Consider the following 16078-nt stretch of genomic DNA (forward strand, 5'->3'; position numbering starts at 1 on the left):
CGTCCTCCAGTTGCAACGTCACAACCCCGCCTTCGTTCTGGAAACCCCTTGCCCATGCGTCAGACTCTTCCCCTTTCCCTGCTGGCCCTGTGGGTCAGCGCCACCGCCCAGGCCGCGGAGCCCATCGAGCTGGGCCAGGTGCTGATCCAGGATCAGGAGCACGCCGAGCTGCAGGATGCCGCCGCACGCCTGCACGAGATCCCCGGTGCCAGCAACCTGGTGGACATGGACAGGGTCGACCAGGGGCGCGTGGCCAGCAACCAGGATGTGCTGGCCTATCAACCGGGCGTGTTCGCCCAGTCGGCCGGCAACGATGGCATCAAGCTGTCGATTCGCGGCTCCGGCATCAATCGCGCACCGGGGGCCCACGGCTCTGGGGTCTACACGATGTTCGACGGTTTGCCGCTCACAGGGCCAGGCGGTACGCCCTATGAGCTGTTCGAGCCGCTGTGGCTCAGCCGTGCCGAAGTCCTGCGCGGGGCCAACGGTTTTGATCGAGGCGCCCTGGCCTTGGGCGGAGCGATCGATTACGTCACCCACACCGGGCAGGATGCCGCGCCTCTGCAGGTCCGCTACGAGACCGGCAGCCGGGGCTATCAGCGCCGGCACATCAGTTCCGGACAGGTGCTGGGCGATCTGGACTACTACGTAGCCCTGACCGACGCCGACTACGATGGCTATCAACGCCACAGCAGCGGCAGCGCCAAAGGCATCGCCGCCAATATCGGCTACCGCTTCAACCCGAATCTGCAGACCCGCTTCTACCTGCGCTACCGGGAGACCGAAAACCAGCTGGCCGGACGCCTGACCAAGGCGCAGATCAAGCACGACCCGCGCGCCGCCAATCCGGGCTATCTGGCACGCGACGACAGTCGACCTCAGCCGGGTAGCACCTGGGTCGGCAATAAAACCACCTTCTTCCTCGACGACGACTCACGCCTGGAAGCGGGACTGGTCTACCACGACTATCCCATGGACCTGCGCGAAGGCCCGATGCGCCTGAAGGTGGCCTACACCGACGTCAGCGGTACGCTCAACTACATGCGCCGCGACACACTGTTCGGCCTCGACAGCAAAACCACCGTCGGCTGGCGCACCACCAAGCATCTGCCCAACAGCGGCGCGTCGCAGTTCGTGCGTAACGGCGATGTCTTCGGCCCACGCAGCCGCGATTTCAGCTACCAAGGCTCGGATACCGTCCTGCATGCAGGCAACGACCTGGAACTGCTGCCCGACCTGTGGCTGACCACCGGCCTGGCGATGATCTACACCCGCCGGGAGAGCGCGGTCAGCTACCCGGCCAATGGCGGCAAGGTCAGCCAACACGACTGGGACTACGCGCCACGCGTGGGCCTGCGCTACGACATCGATCCACAGACCCAGGTCTACGGCAACCTCAGCCGCTCGGTAGAGCCACCGCACCCCTGGTCGCTGATCTGGAGTTCGACGGTAGCGACTCAGCCAATCAAGCTGCAGAACCAGACCGCCACCACCCTCGAACTCGGCGCGCGCGGCGATGCCGCGCTGGGGCACTGGGAGCTGGCCTGGTACTACTCGCAGGTCCGCCATGAACTGCTGGCGGTGGAAATCGTCCCAGGTCAGCCGTTCAAAGAGTTCAACGCCAGCGCCACAGTGCATCAGGGGATCGAGGCCGGGCTGGACAGCCTGCTTTGGCAGCGGCCCGGTGCCGGTAAGTTGTCGCTGCGTCAGGCCTACACCTTCAGCGATTTCCACTACCGCGACGACGACCGCTTCGGCGACAACCGCCTGCCCGGGATCCCCATGCACGCCTACCAGGCTGAACTGCGCTACGACTGGCCGAACGGCTTCAATGTCGGCGTCAATACGCAGATCGCCTCCAAAACACAGGTGGACTATGCCAACAGCTACCACGCCGATGCCTACGCGCTGCTCGGCGCGCGGCTGGGGTGGGACTCGCCCAAACGCGATTGGCAGACCTGGCTCGACCTGCGCAACCTCACCGGACAGCGCTACGCCGCCACCGTGACACCTGGCTTCGATGATCGCGGCAGCGACATGGCGCGCTCGACGCCAGGCGAGGGGCTGGCCGCTTACGTGGGTGTTTCTTACACCTTGAAATAAGAAGCGGACACTTGCCAACACTTCATGCAGCCGTTGATTGCTGGGAACAGGCCTCAAAGGCTGTATGAACAACGGCAAAATTTCCAATTTCGACGGTTTATACGGAAGAACCCTACGAACATCGAATGAAAGCTCTTTCCGCTGATTGTCCGTTAACGACCGGCACAGGCCTTTGAAACGGCCGACGTCTGCCCACCTAAACGCGTCCGCTTGAAAAACCGTCGTCAAGCGCTGCAATTGTGACCCCTGGTGTCATCACGCAGCCGCCCCGCCCGTTGCCGTCTATGAGCACAGCACATGACTGGGGAACACTGTGTCTGCGGGCCATCCGGCACCGCCAAAGACACTCACTGTTCTAGGAGTTTCATCATGGGATATCTCTTTCGTGGTCTGAGCAACAAGCTGAACGAGCAGGACGCCGAGCGCGTCGAGCAACCTGTCGAACAGGCCACAGAGCAGCGCGAAGCCCTGCAACTGGCCGAGCATGAGCAGGTTGAGCTCAAAGGCGAATAACCTTGCCTGCAAGGCGGCCCTCAAGCCGCCTTGCCCCCAGGAGTCGCCATGGATATCACACAAGTCGCTGAGCGGGAGTTGCCTCTCGCCTTGGCCAGCCAGCGCATAGACGAGCAACTGCGGCAGTTGTCGCTCAGCGTCAATGAGCAATGGAGCGGCACCAACGTGGGCTCGGCACGCGTCACCCTAAGTCGTCACTGCGGCGCCAGTAGCCAGGGTTGCGGCAAAGGTCTTGAGGCAGAAGCGCGGGTTGGCGCACGCTTCGAAGCGCTGGAACACGGGTATGTCAGAAATTTTGTGTTCGGGCATAACATGAGCAAGAGGTGCATGTATGCCAACCAAGAAGAAACCCCTGCGTGACCTACCAAAAATCCCCAAGGAGCTGCTTGAGCAGTTCGGTGAGGGCCTGATGACTGCGGAGGCTATCGAAGATGCCTCTGCGGCATTCAAGAAGGCGCTGATCGAACGGGCCTTGAACGCCGAGCTCAGTCACCATCTGGGGTATCTGCCGGGCGCGCAGCGTCCAGAGGATGAAACCAATCAGCGCAATGGCAGGACTGGCAAGACGGTTCTGACTGGAGAGGGGCCGCTGCGGCTGGATATCCCCCGTGATCGAGACGGTAGTTTTGCGCCCATCCTGATTCCCAAACATGAGCGCCGTTACACCGGCTTCGATGACAAGATCATCGCCATGTATGCCCGAGGCATGACCGTTCGGGAAATTCGCGCATTCATCTCTGAACAGTACGGAACGGATGTTTCGCACGACTTCATCAGTTCGGTCACGGCCGAGGTGATGGAGGAAATCGGCGCGTGGCAACAGCGGCCGCTGGAGCCGATGTACCCGGTCATTTTCTTTGATGCGCTGCGAGTCAAGATTCGCGAAGAAGGGCTTGTGCGCAACAAAGCGATTTACTTGGCGCTGGGCGTTCTACCCGATGGGACGCGCGATATTCTCGGGATCTGGATCGAAAATACCGAAGGTGCGAAGTTCTGGATGAAGGTCTTCAATGACCTTAAGACGCGCGGCGTTGAGGATGTGCTGATCGCCGTCACCGACGGCCTCAAAGGGATGCCAGATGCGCTAAGCGCCGTGTTTCCGGCCACCACGCTGCAAACATGCATCGTCCACTTGATCCGCAACAGTCTCGATTATGCAGCGTGGGATAAGCGTCGTGATCTGGCCAAAGCGCTCAAGCCGATCTATCAGGCCATCAACGCCGAGGCGGCTGAGCAGGCACTGGATGCCTTTGAAAACGGCCCTTGGGGCAAACAGTACCCAACGGTAGTTGCGGCATGGAGAAGAGCCTGGGATCGAGTGATTCCATTCTTTGTCTTCCCGTCGGGCATTCGAAAAGTGATCTATACGACCAACGCGATCGAAAGCATCAACGCCCAGCTACGCAAGATCATCAAAACGCGTGGTCACTTCCCAACGGATGAGGCCGCCACCAAGCTGATCTGGCTGGGGCTGCGGAACATCACGGCAAACTGGGGCTCAGCGGCCCATGACTGGAAAAATGCGATGAATCAATTCGCGATGCTGTACGGAGATCGATTTATCAGGCCGACCTGGTAAAAGCATGGCCAGCCTGACGGCAGGCCGTTATCGGCCCGCACACAAAAAATCTGACACTCTCTGGAACACTTCCTCGAGCAGCACCACGTACGCGCGACCCACCTCAGCGTGGCTGCCCGTTTGGCGCGCATGCCAGCACTGCAGCAGGACATACTCCAGCCCTGGCTGGCCGAGCAGCCGGAAAAAACACTGGCTTGCCAGGCCTACCATGATCTGGACGGGGAATGGCTGTTCGACTATCCGCTTGCCCTCAGCCTGCCTGATCATGCCGACCACCCTCTACCCGACGAGACCTTCGACTACCGCGGCCTGCGGCGCTACAGCAGTAACGACGGTGCAGCCATCGGCGCGACCTACCTGGAGGCCGTGCTACACGCACTGAACCAAAGCATCGAGCGCGACGCGCTGTCACTGTTTTTTCTACGTCACTATTTCTATCGGCAGCCCTCGCTGCTGCGCTGGGTCAGCAAACCAGACCCCAGTTACGCCCTTGGCCACCTGTGGCGGCAAGCCGAGCAGTGCCTTGACGCGCAGATTCGAGTGCTGGACATCAGCAGCGAATTTGCCAGCCGCACCTACCTCGCACTTCGCATCACAACGGAGACGACGTTGCATGGCGCCTTGTTTGGTGCCGGTGCATCGCTCGACCCCTGGCATGCAGTGCGCCGAGCAGTCACAGAGCTGGTTCAGGTCCAGCTCAACAGCCAGGTTGCAGAGGCCAAGGCCGAGCTGACGCTGGCTGAGCAACAGCTACGCCCGTTCCCGCGCTTGCACGGGTGTCTGCAACTCGACCTCGGCACAGTGCATCAAGCAGCCGGCGAAGTCGTGCCGCTACCTCCAGCCCCCCATTCACGACGGTCCGTGAGCAGGTAGCACAGCTGTGGGCGGATCTGCGAAGGCATGGCCAACACGCCGGGGTTTGCGAGGTCTTTCGAGGCCAGAACGGCATAAGCCTGGTCAACGTGGCCATTCCCGGCCTTGAGCGTTTTCACCTCGTGTGCAGCGGAAATGTGGTCTGTCCCGGCCCTAGAGGCCGTTCTCTACAAAGCCGAACACGGTGAGTCCCGTCATGCAAAAGCACTACGCCGAACGCGAATCCTGGATAGCTCGTCACCTACCGGCCTTCACTCACGAGCCAGGCACCGTAGCATTCTTCGAAGAGCCTATGGGGCACGGCCTGAATAACCTGTTCGTGCTTCAACTGGAAGGCGTCAACTACCTCGGTCGCAAGCTGCTGGACGAAACAGGCACGCTGGGTAGCCTCCTCAGCCCAAGGATGCTGTTAGGCCCCTTACTCAAGGCCAGACACACCCACCATTGCCTACGCCTGCACTACACCGCCCTGAGTCTGGAAGAAAAGCTCCGTGTCTTCAGCGAGGCCTCATGCAGTCCCGACGCAACGGTCCACTTCCCCTTCCCTGTGCTCGACGAACACGGCAATGAGCAGGTGGCACCCTTGTCGTTCTGGGATGACACGCGACGGCTGGCTCGCCACCTGGATCCCCAGGAGACGCATTTCCGGCAGCACTGCCTCGGGTTACTGTCGAAGCGCCTTGCACCGGGGGCAGTGGTCTACGATCCGGCGTGCTCGACCGGCACGTTCATCGCCAGTCTCGCGGCAGGCTTGCCGCACGTGCAGTGTCTGGGAAGCGATATCTCGGCTGCCATGATCGACCATGCACGCGTCCAGCACGTGCATCCTAATCTGCGCTTCGCACTGACCGATGCAGTCACCCCGGCAATTGCACCCGGGCGATGCGATGTCCTGGTCCTGCGTTTTCTCAATGCCGAAGTCATGCGCCAGCATGAAGCTGTGCACTTGTTCGAACGCCTGATTCCACTGGTTCGGTACGGCGGGCTGGTGATTGTGTTCGGACATACGCCCGTGCTGATTCCCATGAAAGCCGAAGCCAGGCGCCTGGGTCTGAACATGACAGGCGCCCTCGCCCAATGCCCCCATACCCAGGCGCTGTTCCAGCTCTTTACGCTGGAACGGTCCTGACTCGGCTCACGACGGCAACTGTACCTGTGGCGTGGTCTCGGTGAAGATGGTCCAACTGGCGATGAACAGGGCAGCGATCAGTGGCCCGATCACGAAACCATTGAGCCCGAATACCGCCAGCCCACCGAGGGTCGATACCAGGATCAGGTAGTCAGGCATACGGGTGTCCTTGCCCACCAGGATCGGCCGCAGCACGTTGTCCACCAGCCCAATGACCAGCGTGCCGAATGCGGCCAGTACGACCCCTTGCCAGATGGCACCCGTGAGCAGGAAGTACACCGCAACCGGCCCCCATACGATGCCAGCCCCCACCGCAGGCAGCAGCGAAAGGAATGCCATCAACACCGCCCAGACCAGCGCACTGGGAATGTCCAGCGCCCAGAAGATGAAACCACCCAGGGCGCCCTGGGTGATCGCCACCAGCAGGTTGCCTTTGACGGTCGCACGCACTACACGGTTGAACTTCAGTTGCAGGCGGCGCTTCTGCTGCTCGGGCAGAGGTACAGCCTGACGCACCTTGCGCGCCAACTCCGGCCCCTCGCGCAGGAAGAAGAACAGCAGGTAGAGCATGATGCCGAAGCTGACCAGGAAATCGAAGGTGCCCTGGCCAAAGCTGAAGGCCTGGCTAGCGAGGAACCGGCTGCCCTGGGTCGCCCATTGGGTGATCTTCTCGCGCAGACCGTCGAGGTTGCCGACACCCAGGCGGTCCAGCCCGTTCTGCGCGAAGTGCGGCAGCATGTCGCGACCGCGCTCGACGTAACCGGCGATGTCCAGTTGGCCACTTTCGATGCGCTGGTACAGCGTCGCGCCCTCCTGCACCAACAAGGCGCTGATGACGATAACGGGCAGAACCGCGATCAGCAAACAGATGGCAAGCGTCGCGCACGCGGCCAGATTACGACGACGGTTGAAGCGAATAAGCAGATTGCGCTGCAAGGGCGCAAACAGAATACCGAGGATCACGCCCCAGAAGATGGCGCCATAGTAAGGCAACAGAATCCACACGAAGGCGATGGTCACCAGCGCCAGCAAGACGGCCAGTGCCCGATTTTGTAGAGCGGTTTGATTCATGGGGATTCCTCGGTTGTCCTGGACCTTAGTGCGCAGCGCGCAGGCAAAAGTGCCATCAGGCGCTTGATTCAGATCAACACGCCACGGGCGCCCTATCGCTAGCATTCGCGCCTTTTGCCCCGGTGCGTCCATGAACTCTCTTGCCAAGCCTGAATTGCTCGCCCCTGCCGGCTCGCTCAAGACGTTGCGCTATGCCTTCGCCTACGGTGCAGACGCGGTCTATGCCGGCCAGCCGCGCTACAGCCTGCGGGTGCGCAACAACGAATTCGATCATGCCAACCTGGCCGCGGGCATCCAGGAAGCGCATGCCCTGGGCAAGCGGTTCTACGTGGTGGTCAACATCGCGCCGCACAATGCCAAGCTCAAAACCTTCCTCAAGGATCTCGAGCCGGTGATCCAGATGGCACCCGACGCGCTGATCATGTCCGATCCCGGCCTGATCATGCTGGTGCGTGAACACTTCCCGCAGATGCCGGTGCACCTTTCGGTGCAAGCCAACACGGTGAACTGGGCCAGTGTCGTGTTCTGGCAGCAAATGGGGCTGAGTCGTGTGATTCTGTCGCGCGAGCTGTCGCTGGAGGAGATTGAGGAAATACGGCGGCAGGTGCCTGACATGGAGCTGGAAGTCTTCGTGCATGGTGCGCTGTGCATGGCTTACTCCGGTCGCTGCCTGTTGTCGGGCTACCTGAACAAGCGCGACGCCAACCAAGGCACGTGCACCAATGCGTGCCGCTGGAAGTACCAGGCCACCGAAGCCTGCGAAAACGTCACCGGCGAGATCGTGCGTACGGTCGAGCCTACGCTGGGCGTTGGCGCGCCCAGCGATCAAGTCTTCCTGCTCCAGGAACACAACCGGCCAGATGAGCAGATGCCGGCATTCGAGGACGAGCACGGTACCTACATCATGAACGCCAAGGACCTGCGCGCCGTTCAGCACGTCGAACGCCTGACGCAGATGGGCGTGCACTCGCTGAAGATCGAGGGCCGCACCAAATCGCATTTCTATTGCGCGCGTGCCGTTCAGGCTTACCGAAAGGCCATTGACGATGCCGCGGCCGGACGGCCATTCGACCGCGGTTTGATGGACGATCTCGAATCGCTTGCCCAGCGTGGCTACACCGAAGGGTTCTTGCGCCGACATGTGCACGATGAGTATCAGAACTATCAACGCGGCCATTCGGTTTCAGAACGCCAGCAGTTTGTCGGTGAGTTGACTGGGCAGCGCGTCGACGGACTGGCTGAGGTCAAGGTCAAGAACCGTTTCACAGTGGGCGACACGCTCGAGATCATGACCCCTAGGGGCAATTATCATTTCGACCTCGATCGTCTGAGCGATCGCCAGGGCAATGCCATCGATGTCGCCCCAGGGGACGGGCATGTGGTGTACCTGCCGGTGCCCGAGCAGGTGCCGCTGGAATTCGGACTGCTGATGCGCGACTTGGGCGAAGCACAAGAACATGCCTGACAAAACTGTCATCTGCGCTTCAGGCTAAGGTCAGACAAGGCGCTGCATGCTCGACCGTTACGTGATGCTGGCGCGCGCAATGCAGGCGCATTGATCGAGGAGTGTTTTCATGCTGAAAAAGCACCTATTGGCGTTCGTACTGCTGGCCTGCGGCGGCCTGGCCCAGGCCTGCGAGGTCGTGGATGTCTACCGCGACCCGAACTGCGGTTGCTGCAAACAGTGGATCGCCCACCTGCGCGATAACGGTTTCACGGTCAATGACCATGTCGAGCCGAACATGAGCGCGGTGAAACAGCGCCTTGGCGTCGCACCCAGACTCGCCTCGTGCCATACCGCAGTGATCGACGGCAAATTCGTCGAGGGCCATGTGCCCGCCGAGCAGGTCCGCCTGCTGGCTCAGCGAGACGATCTGGTGGGTGTGGCAGTGCCGGGAATGCCGATCGGCTCCCCGGGGATGGAGATGGGGGCGCGTAAAGACGCTTATCAGGTGATCGGCCTCACGCGCGAGGGTCGGGACACCGTGGTCGCCGAGTACTGATGATCAGTTTAGGGGCCCTGTTTCTCAGCGCCTTCGGTGCTGCCACGCTGCTGCCGCTGCAGTCCGAGGCCGTGCTGGTCGGCTTGCTGCTGCGCGATCCTGACGCCTGGCTGCTCCTGCTGCTGGTGGCCACCTTCGGCAATGTGCTCGGCTCGGTGGTCAATTGGCTGCTGGGCCGGGCAATCGAACGCCTGCGTGATCGACGCTGGTTCCCGTTCAGCGCCACTCAGTTGCAACGCGCACAATGCCACTACCAGCGCTGGGGACAGTGGTCGCTTTTACTGAGCTGGGTTCCGGTGATCGGCGATCCACTGACGCTGGTCGCGGGAATCCTTCGCGAGCCGCTCTGGCGCTTTGTGTTATTGGTGACCCTGGCCAAGGCTGGTCGCTACTGGGTTCTGATACTGATTACCCTGGGCTGGTTTCACACCGGGTGACACCTTTGTCCGCTGCGCAGGTCAACCGACTGCTACAGTCGCCGCTTCCTATATGACCGAACTCGGAGTCTTCGCCATGCTGCGCATAACCGCATTGACCTTGGCATGCCTGGCCGGCGCTCCGGCCCTGGCCGCTGAATCCGTCACCTACGGCAAGCAGCTCGAAGGCTTCGCCTACCCTCATCCATTGCAACATTTCAACTTCAGCTCACAAGGCCAGACCGTGCAGATGGGCTACATGGATGTACCCGCCCGAGGTCATGCCAATGGTCGCAGCGTGCTACTGATGCATGGCAAGAATTTCTGCGCCGCCACCTGGGAGTCCTCGATCGACGCTTTGAGCAAGGCCGGCTATCGGGTCATCGTTCCCGACCAAATCGGTTTCTGCACCTCCAGCAAACCCGCGTACTACCAGTACAGCTTCCAACAACTGGCGGATAACACCCATGCGCTGCTCCAACGCTTGGGGATCGACAAGATCAGCCTGGTGGGCCACTCCACGGGGGGATGCTAGCCACCCGCTATGCCCTGATGTACCCACAGCAGGTCGAGCGCCTGGCCATGGTCAACCCCATCGGCCTGGAAGACTGGAAAGCCCTGGGTGCGCCTTACCGCACGGTCGATCAATGGTACGAACGCGAGCTCAAGCTCAATGCCGAGGGCGTGCGCAATTATGAACGCACCACCTACTACGCCGGGCGCTGGAAGCCCGAATACGAGCGCTGGGTAGATATGTTGGTGGGCCTGAACCAAGGACCAGGACATGAAGCGGTGGCGTGGAACTCTGCGCTGATCTACGACATGATTTTCACGCAGCCGGTGGTCTACGAGTTCAAGAACCTGCAGATGCCGACGCTGCTGATGATCGGCGACCAGGACACCACTGCCATCGGCAGCGACATCGCACCGCCCGAGATCAAAGCCAAACTGGGCCACTATGCGGTACTGGGCCCTCAGGTGGAAAAACTGATACCCCAAGGCAAACTGGTGACCTTCAAAGGCTTGGGTCACGCGCCGCAAATCGAGGCGCCCGAGCGCTTTCACGACGCGCTGATCGACTGGCTGCGATAGGTCCTCAGGCGAAGCGCTGCAACTGCATTTCCTGCAAGCGACTCAAGGTTCGGCGGAAGGCAAATGACAGGTAACCTTCGGTATACAGCGCCTCGAGCGGCACGGCAGCCTCCAGGTACAAGGCGATTCGCCGGTCGTAACATTCGTCGACCAGTGCGATGAAGCGCCGCACACTGTCATCACGCGGTGACAGCGCCGGCAGCTCGCGGTCGCCAGCGATCACGCGCTGCGCGGCATCTTCCGTCCCTCGGGCGATACGCCCGGCGCGCTGTTGGCCACCCAGTGCGGGCACGGCGCTGACCAGAATCGCGCTATAGCGATCGCACAAGGCCATGAAGTCCGTCGCCGCTAACGCTTGGTCGCACAAGTGCGTGAAGTCGCACCAGATCACCCGCTCACTGCGACGAATGACCGTGACGTGCCGTGTGCCGATCTGCAGCGGTAGCTCAGTAGCCGTTTCGCCGGCGCTCAGTTGACAGAACACGGCCGCCAACGCAGAGGCGGTGCCTGCCTCGCTCACCCAGTAGCGCTGCAACTGCGCGCCGGGATGCAGCCGGTGATCCTGATCGCCAGCCACCGCCACCCGTTGCATATGCTGCTCGATCGCCGCAATCGCCGGCAGGAAGCGCTCGCGGTTGAAGCCATCGGCATAGAGCTGATCAGGCGGTTGATTGGAGGTCGCGACCAGCACGACACCTTGTTCGAATAGCGCCTGGAACAGGCGTCCGAGGATGATCGCATCACCGATATCGGTGACGAACAGCTCGTCGAAGCACAACACACGGATGTCCTGCGCCAACGCCTGAGCCAGGGCCTGTAGAGGATCGGCGGTGCCCACGAGCTGGAATAGGCGCTGGTGCACCCAGGCCATGAAGTGATGGAAATGCTGACGCCGCGACGGCACTTCAAGGCAGCGATGGAACAGGTCCATGAGCCAGGTCTTGCCACGCCCCACCGGCCCCCACAGATAGACGCCTTGGACGGCACGTCCTTGCTGGACGGCCTCGAAACAGCGCTCAAGGGCGCTGACCGCCGAGGCCTGCGCGGCATCGGCGACGAAACCCTCGCGTTGCAGGGCTTGGAGGTAGAGAGCAGCGGGCGTCATGGCGGCATGCCTGGGCAAAGCCGCCATGATAGTGCAAGCAGCGTTGGCGTGGGGCCGCCGATCAATCCTTGCTCAAGCCCACCTTGAGTAGCGCGCCATCCTGCGCATCGGTCAGCACATAGAGATAGCCATCAGGGCCAACCCGCACGTCACGAATTCGCGCCTTGAGCTCGCCAAGCAAGCGCTCCTCGTGGACCACGTTGTCGCCGTCGAGCTGGAGACGGATCAACTCCTCAGTGGCCAAGGCCCCTATGAACAGATTGTGATCCCAAGCCTTGAAGGTGGGGCTGTCATAGAAGGCCATACCACTGATGCCGGGTGATTTCTCCCAGACGTGATGTGGGTCTTCCATGCCGTCGACATGCTTGCCCTTGGCCTCGGGAATCGGCAACAGGGAATAATCGATGCCGTGGGTGGCAATCGGCCAGCCATAGTTCTTGCCCGGCTGAGGAATATTGATTTCGTCGCCACCGCGCGGCCCATGCTCATGTGTCCAGAGCTGACCCGTCCAAGGATTGAGCGCCGCACCCTGCTGGTTGCGGTGGCCGAACGACCAGATTTCCGACCGCACATCTTTCTGACCAACGAAGGGGTTGTCCTTGGGTACTTCGCCATCGGGCAGGATTCGCACCAACTTACCTTGCAGCTTGTCCAGTTCCTGGGCAGTGGAGCGCTGATTGTTCTCGCCCAGGGCGATGAACAAGTAGCCGTCACGGTCGAACACCAACCGGGAGCCGAAGTGATTACCCACCGAGAGCTTCGGTTGCTGGCGGAAGATCACGTTGAAGTTCTCCAGACGCGATCGATCCTGGGACAACTGCCCCCGACCAACCGCCGTACCGGCCTTGCCGTCCGCACCCTCCTCGGCATAGGACAGGTACACCGTCCGGTCTTTGGCGAACTCAGGTGAAAGGGCAACATCCAACAGGCCGCCCTGCCCTTGCGCCCAGACCTTCGGCACGCCCGACAACGGTGGGCCGACCTTGCCTTCGGCATTGACGATGCGCAGATTGCCTGGCTGCTCGGTGATCAGCATGTCCTTGCCACCAGGCAGGAAGGCCAGCGCCCAAGGGTGGTTGAGTCCATCGGCGACAGTGCTGACCGTCAACTCGCCTTCTTCACTGGGCAAGCGCTGTTCGGCAGCGGCCTGCGCCAGCAATGGAAACAGTGCAGCAGCCGCCAGTGTGGTCATCCAGGTACGTGGGGTCATAGGGGATTCCTTCCAGGGGGATTCAAGGCGTGCGTTGCGAGTCGCGTGGAGGCCGACGGGGCTCCAGGTTCGGTGTCTGCTGCTGACGACGCAGGTTGTCGCCATTGCCGATGCCGCGGTTTTCCAGCGTCGGGGGACGTTCAACAGGTGCCGTCGAGGGCCCCCGTACCGGGGGCGTATCCGGCACGCTGCCCTGGCGACTGTTGGGGTTGGCGCGCTGGATCGGACTGTTGTAAGGGTTGTTCGAGTCACTGGCGGCCAGCAGGGGGAGCTGCACTGGGGCAGCCTGTACCGGCAGACACAGGAGCAGGCTGATAGCCAAGAGCGGCAGTGTAGGTTTCATGCTTCACCTCCTGTACGAAAATTCGCGACCAAGCGTTGGATAGCCTAAGTCTCGACAGGTTCGCCAAAAAAGCATGAAGCCGTATTGAGTTGATTCGCGATGTTTCAGCTAGGCAGGTGGGCACCGCGGGCCCCCTGCCTTGACCAGACGCGTGCAGCCGGTCAGTACGCCAGACTCCAGGTCAGGCTGTAAGTACGGCCCCTGCCTTGGTAATCGTACAAGTAGGCAGGGCCGTAGGTCGGCGAATAGAACAGCGTCGCCCGTTGGCCCCATACCGTGCTGTATTGCTTGTCGAACAGGTTCTGGATACCCGCACTGAAGGTCCCGAAGCCGGTTTCCTGGCTGCCCAGCAAATCGAAGGTGGTGTAGCCGTCGATCTGATGGTCGGCATCGTCCTTGAGCGTGAAGGCCCTGTTGGCCTGCAGACGCGCGCTGCGCCCATCGCCCTTCCAACCGACGAACGCCGTAGACTTGGAGAGCGAGGCGTAACGCGCATCACGCTTGTTCCAGCCGCCGTTGGCCGCCTCCTCCTCCGAACGTACCAGGTGCAAGGAGCCGCCAACCTCCCAGCCGCTGTCGAAGTGCCGGGTCAAGGCACCTTCGAAGCCGAAGTCGCGACTTTTCTGCTCATCGACATTGATGGTCAAGGTCTGCTGGTCGACGTTGATGATCTTGTCCGACCAGATGTAATACAGCGCCGCCTGGGCATCCCATTGCAGATCGCTGTAGCGCCAGCCCATCTCGACCTGGCGACTCTTGATGCCAGCCAGAGGGTTGTCGGCCACGGACAGCCCTGGCTTGCCGTAGTACTTGGCCGGGTCTGGCAGATCGAACCCTTCGCCGTAATTGGTCCAGATCTGGTGACCGTTCTTGAAATCGTAGATCGCGCCCAGGTTGTACAGATTGACCTGATAGTCGTTGCTACCGCCCGGCACTCGTTTGAAGTCCCCCACGTCCACGTCCATCTGCTGACGCCGAGCGCCGCCGGATAGCGTGAGGTTATCGGTGAGGCGCCAATCGGCCTGGGCATAGAGCGAGACACCGTCGACCCGATAACTGGGATAGCGCGCTGCCTTGCTGGCCTTGTCCAGGTCGAGACCGCCGCTGTTCGATGAAGTCAGCGCATCGAAGGTGGTCTGCTCGGCGCTGAAGCGCTCGCGATCGATATCGACGCCGTAGGTCAGCTTCAAGCGATCCCATTGCTTGGAGAACAGCGCCTTGAGGCTGCTGACCTCGAAATTCTGCTGCGAGGCTGCGAAGTACACGCCGCGCGATCCACGCGGCGAGCCGGCGTTGTAATACGGGAACGGGTAGAAGTTGTCGTTTTCCTTGCGATACGAGGCCTGCAGGTAAAAGTCCTGGCCAAGCACGTCGCTATGGTGATAGTTGGCGTTGAGCAGCAGACGCCGGGTACGCGGTTGCAAGTCGGAGGAATAGCCACCGCGCAATTGCGCGTCTTCCAGATCCGACGGCGCGTTGTGCTTGAGGTTGGGGAAGAAAATGCCCGTGCTGCCCGTGTTACCGGAGTCGTAGTACTGGGCAAGAAACTCCAGGCTCTGTTCGTCGTTCAGTTGCAGGCCGAGTGTGCCCAGTAGGTCGAGGGTGCGGTTGTACTGCAGATCGGTCTGCGTGTTGTCGATGAAGATCTGCTTGCCCGCGCCGTCATAGAAGGCCTGGTTCTGCTCACCGGAGATACCCAGACGGGCGCTGATCCGCTCGTTACCGCCACTGATCGACTGAGCGATGCGGGTCGCCAGGTCGTCGCTGTTGTTGAAACCGCTGCTGGCACCGATCTGCGTCTCGAACCGCGCCGGCCCCGGTTCTCCCTTCTTGGTCACGATATTGATGATTCCACCGGTGGCACCGCCGCCATAGAGGGCGCTGGCGCCGGAGAGCACCTCGACGCGCTCGACGTTGAATGGCGAAATGCTGTCGAACTGACGCGAAAGACCACGCGAGCTGTTCTGACTGACACCGTCGATCATCACCAGCACATTGCGCCCACGCATGTTCTGGCCGTAATTGGTGCGGCCTTCCGGCGCCAAGTCCAGGCCAGGGACGAGCTTGCCAATCGCCTCCTTGAGGCTCACGCCGCTGTCGATCTGCTCGCGCAGTTGCTGTTGATCCACCACCCAGACAGTACCGGGGATTTCACTGATCGCAGTGCTGGTGCGCGAGGCGACACTCACCTCGATGGGCTTGAGGTTGATGCTCTGCGGCGCAACGTCGGCCCTGCGCAGTGTGACGGTGCGGGCATCGTTGAACTGCCAGTCGATACCCGTACTGGCCAGCAGCATCTGGAGCGCTTGGTTGATGGTGTAGCTACCCTGCAGAGGTGGTCCGTCCAAACCAGCGACATCGGCCGTGGTGTAGAGCACATGCAGGCCCGCCTGGTCGGCAAATGCGGTCAGTGAGCGATCCAGCGGTTGCGCGGGCAGATCGAGCCGAACTTGGCGTGACTGCACCTGGGCACTGTCGAGGGACTCGGCAGCCAGCAGCGGCAGCGGGCCTGCCAGCGACAGCACGGCGCTGCAGGATGCCAGGACATATTTGAAACCACCGCCGCAGCGGTTCAGGGAATTGAGCGTGGCCTTCACAAGTGAGCTTCCAGGCGAGTCGAGGGGGGTGTACGGATCAGTCC

General features: G+C 61.4%; 14 protein-coding genes and 1 pseudogene. 10 read left to right on the forward strand and 5 right to left on the reverse strand.

What is annotated here, in order from left to right:
- Positions 1–54 precede the first annotated feature (54 nt).
- The 6 genes from GKC70_RS15190 to GKC70_RS15215 all read left to right on the forward strand — a co-directional run bounded on the left by GKC70_RS15190 (position 55) and on the right by GKC70_RS15215 (position 6197).
- On the forward strand, positions 55–2103 hold the full coding sequence (locus GKC70_RS15190; protein WP_342649172.1) for a TonB-dependent receptor: 2049 nt from the start codon (positions 55–57) through the stop codon (positions 2101–2103).
- Positions 2104–2472: 369 nt separating this feature from the next.
- Positions 2473–2616 carry a hypothetical protein gene (locus GKC70_RS15195; protein WP_155290516.1) on the forward strand — a complete coding sequence of 48 codons (144 nt, stop codon included), beginning with the start codon at positions 2473–2475 and terminating at the stop codon, positions 2614–2616.
- A 48-nt stretch (positions 2617–2664) separates the two neighbouring features.
- Positions 2665–2976, forward strand: coding sequence for a hypothetical protein (locus GKC70_RS15200; protein WP_342649173.1), 312 nt, complete (start codon positions 2665–2667; stop codon positions 2974–2976).
- On the forward strand, positions 2948–4195 hold the full coding sequence (locus GKC70_RS15205; protein ID WP_342648733.1) for an IS256 family transposase: 1248 nt from the start codon (positions 2948–2950) through the stop codon (positions 4193–4195). Before GKC70_RS15200 ends, GKC70_RS15205 begins: the two co-directional genes overlap by 29 nt.
- A gap of 129 nt (positions 4196–4324) precedes the next feature.
- Positions 4325–5068: a YcaO-like family protein gene (locus tag GKC70_RS15210; protein ID WP_342649174.1), complete on the forward strand. Its 744-nt coding sequence runs from the start codon at positions 4325–4327 to the stop codon at positions 5066–5068.
- Positions 5069–5264: 196 nt separating this feature from the next.
- Positions 5265–6197: a class I SAM-dependent methyltransferase gene (locus GKC70_RS15215; RefSeq protein ID WP_342649175.1), complete on the forward strand. Its 933-nt coding sequence runs from the start codon at positions 5265–5267 to the stop codon at positions 6195–6197.
- Positions 6198–6203: 6 nt separating this feature from the next.
- Here GKC70_RS15215 and GKC70_RS15220 read toward each other — a convergent pair whose 3' ends face one another.
- Positions 6204–7268, reverse strand: a complete 1065-nt coding sequence (locus tag GKC70_RS15220) for an AI-2E family transporter (protein ID WP_029613120.1) — start codon at positions 7266–7268, stop codon at positions 6204–6206.
- A 130-nt stretch (positions 7269–7398) separates the two neighbouring features.
- Here GKC70_RS15220 and yegQ point away from each other — a divergent pair, with 130 nt between their 5' ends.
- The 4 genes and pseudogenes from yegQ to GKC70_RS15240 all read left to right on the forward strand — a co-directional run bounded on the left by yegQ (position 7399) and on the right by GKC70_RS15240 (position 10779).
- Positions 7399–8733, forward strand: a complete 1335-nt coding sequence (yegQ, locus tag GKC70_RS15225; protein WP_342649176.1) for a tRNA 5-hydroxyuridine modification protein YegQ — start codon at positions 7399–7401, stop codon at positions 8731–8733.
- A gap of 109 nt (positions 8734–8842) precedes the next feature.
- Complete coding sequence (locus GKC70_RS15230) at positions 8843–9271, forward strand: DUF411 domain-containing protein (protein ID WP_342649177.1); 429 nt, start codon at positions 8843–8845, stop codon at positions 9269–9271.
- On the forward strand, positions 9271–9708 hold the full coding sequence (locus GKC70_RS15235) for a YqaA family protein (protein ID WP_342649178.1): 438 nt from the start codon (positions 9271–9273) through the stop codon (positions 9706–9708). Before GKC70_RS15230 ends, GKC70_RS15235 begins: the two co-directional genes overlap by 1 nt.
- Positions 9709–9784: 76 nt before the next feature.
- Positions 9785–10779, forward strand: a pseudogene (locus GKC70_RS15240) (alpha/beta hydrolase).
- 4 nt (positions 10780–10783) lie between these two features.
- Here GKC70_RS15240 and zapE read toward each other — a convergent pair.
- The 4 genes from zapE to GKC70_RS15260 all read right to left on the reverse strand — a co-directional run bounded on the left by zapE (position 10784) and on the right by GKC70_RS15260 (position 15962).
- On the reverse strand, positions 10784–11884 hold the full coding sequence (zapE, locus tag GKC70_RS15245) for a cell division protein ZapE (RefSeq protein WP_342649179.1): 1101 nt from the start codon (positions 11882–11884) through the stop codon (positions 10784–10786).
- A gap of 61 nt (positions 11885–11945) precedes the next feature.
- Positions 11946–13094: a PQQ-dependent sugar dehydrogenase gene (locus GKC70_RS15250; RefSeq protein WP_342649180.1), complete on the reverse strand. Its 1149-nt coding sequence runs from the start codon at positions 13092–13094 to the stop codon at positions 11946–11948.
- Between the two features lie 22 nt (positions 13095–13116).
- A complete protein-coding gene (locus tag GKC70_RS15255; RefSeq protein WP_342649181.1) occupies positions 13117–13437 on the reverse strand; it encodes a hypothetical protein in 321 nt (106 codons plus the stop codon).
- 161 nt (positions 13438–13598) lie between these two features.
- Positions 13599–15962, reverse strand: a complete 2364-nt coding sequence (locus GKC70_RS15260) for a TonB-dependent receptor (protein WP_342651533.1) — start codon at positions 15960–15962, stop codon at positions 13599–13601.
- Positions 15963–16078: the final 116 nt, after the last annotated feature.

Origin of the sequence: Pseudomonas sp. REB1044 (genome assembly GCF_038813925.1) — a bacterium.
Lineage (GTDB): Bacteria > Pseudomonadota > Gammaproteobacteria > Pseudomonadales > Pseudomonadaceae > Aquipseudomonas > Aquipseudomonas boreofloridensis.

Excerpts from the sequence above, each read along its gene's own strand:
- GKC70_RS15190 (WP_342649172.1), top strand. The coding sequence starts at position 55 with ATGCGTCAGACTCTTCCCCTTTCCCTGCTGGCCCTGTGGGTCAGCGCC.
- GKC70_RS15195 (WP_155290516.1), top strand. The coding sequence starts at position 2,473 with ATGGGATATCTCTTTCGTGGTCTGAGCAACAAGCTGAACGAGCAGGAC.
- GKC70_RS15200 (WP_342649173.1), top strand. The coding sequence starts at position 2,665 with ATGGATATCACACAAGTCGCTGAGCGGGAGTTGCCTCTCGCCTTGGCC.
- GKC70_RS15205 (WP_342648733.1), top strand. The coding sequence starts at position 2,948 with ATGCCAACCAAGAAGAAACCCCTGCGTGACCTACCAAAAATCCCCAAG.
- GKC70_RS15210 (WP_342649174.1), top strand. The coding sequence starts at position 4,325 with ATGCCAGCACTGCAGCAGGACATACTCCAGCCCTGGCTGGCCGAGCAG.
- GKC70_RS15215 (WP_342649175.1), top strand. The coding sequence starts at position 5,265 with ATGCAAAAGCACTACGCCGAACGCGAATCCTGGATAGCTCGTCACCTA.
- GKC70_RS15220 (WP_029613120.1), bottom strand. The coding sequence starts at position 7,268 with ATGAATCAAACCGCTCTACAAAATCGGGCACTGGCCGTCTTGCTGGCG.
- yegQ (WP_342649176.1), top strand. The coding sequence starts at position 7,399 with ATGAACTCTCTTGCCAAGCCTGAATTGCTCGCCCCTGCCGGCTCGCTC.
- GKC70_RS15230 (WP_342649177.1), top strand. The coding sequence starts at position 8,843 with ATGCTGAAAAAGCACCTATTGGCGTTCGTACTGCTGGCCTGCGGCGGC.
- GKC70_RS15235 (WP_342649178.1), top strand. The coding sequence starts at position 9,271 with ATGATCAGTTTAGGGGCCCTGTTTCTCAGCGCCTTCGGTGCTGCCACG.
- zapE (WP_342649179.1), bottom strand. The coding sequence starts at position 11,884 with ATGACGCCCGCTGCTCTCTACCTCCAAGCCCTGCAACGCGAGGGTTTC.
- GKC70_RS15250 (WP_342649180.1), bottom strand. The coding sequence starts at position 13,094 with ATGACCCCACGTACCTGGATGACCACACTGGCGGCTGCTGCACTGTTT.
- GKC70_RS15255 (WP_342649181.1), bottom strand. The coding sequence starts at position 13,437 with ATGAAACCTACACTGCCGCTCTTGGCTATCAGCCTGCTCCTGTGTCTG.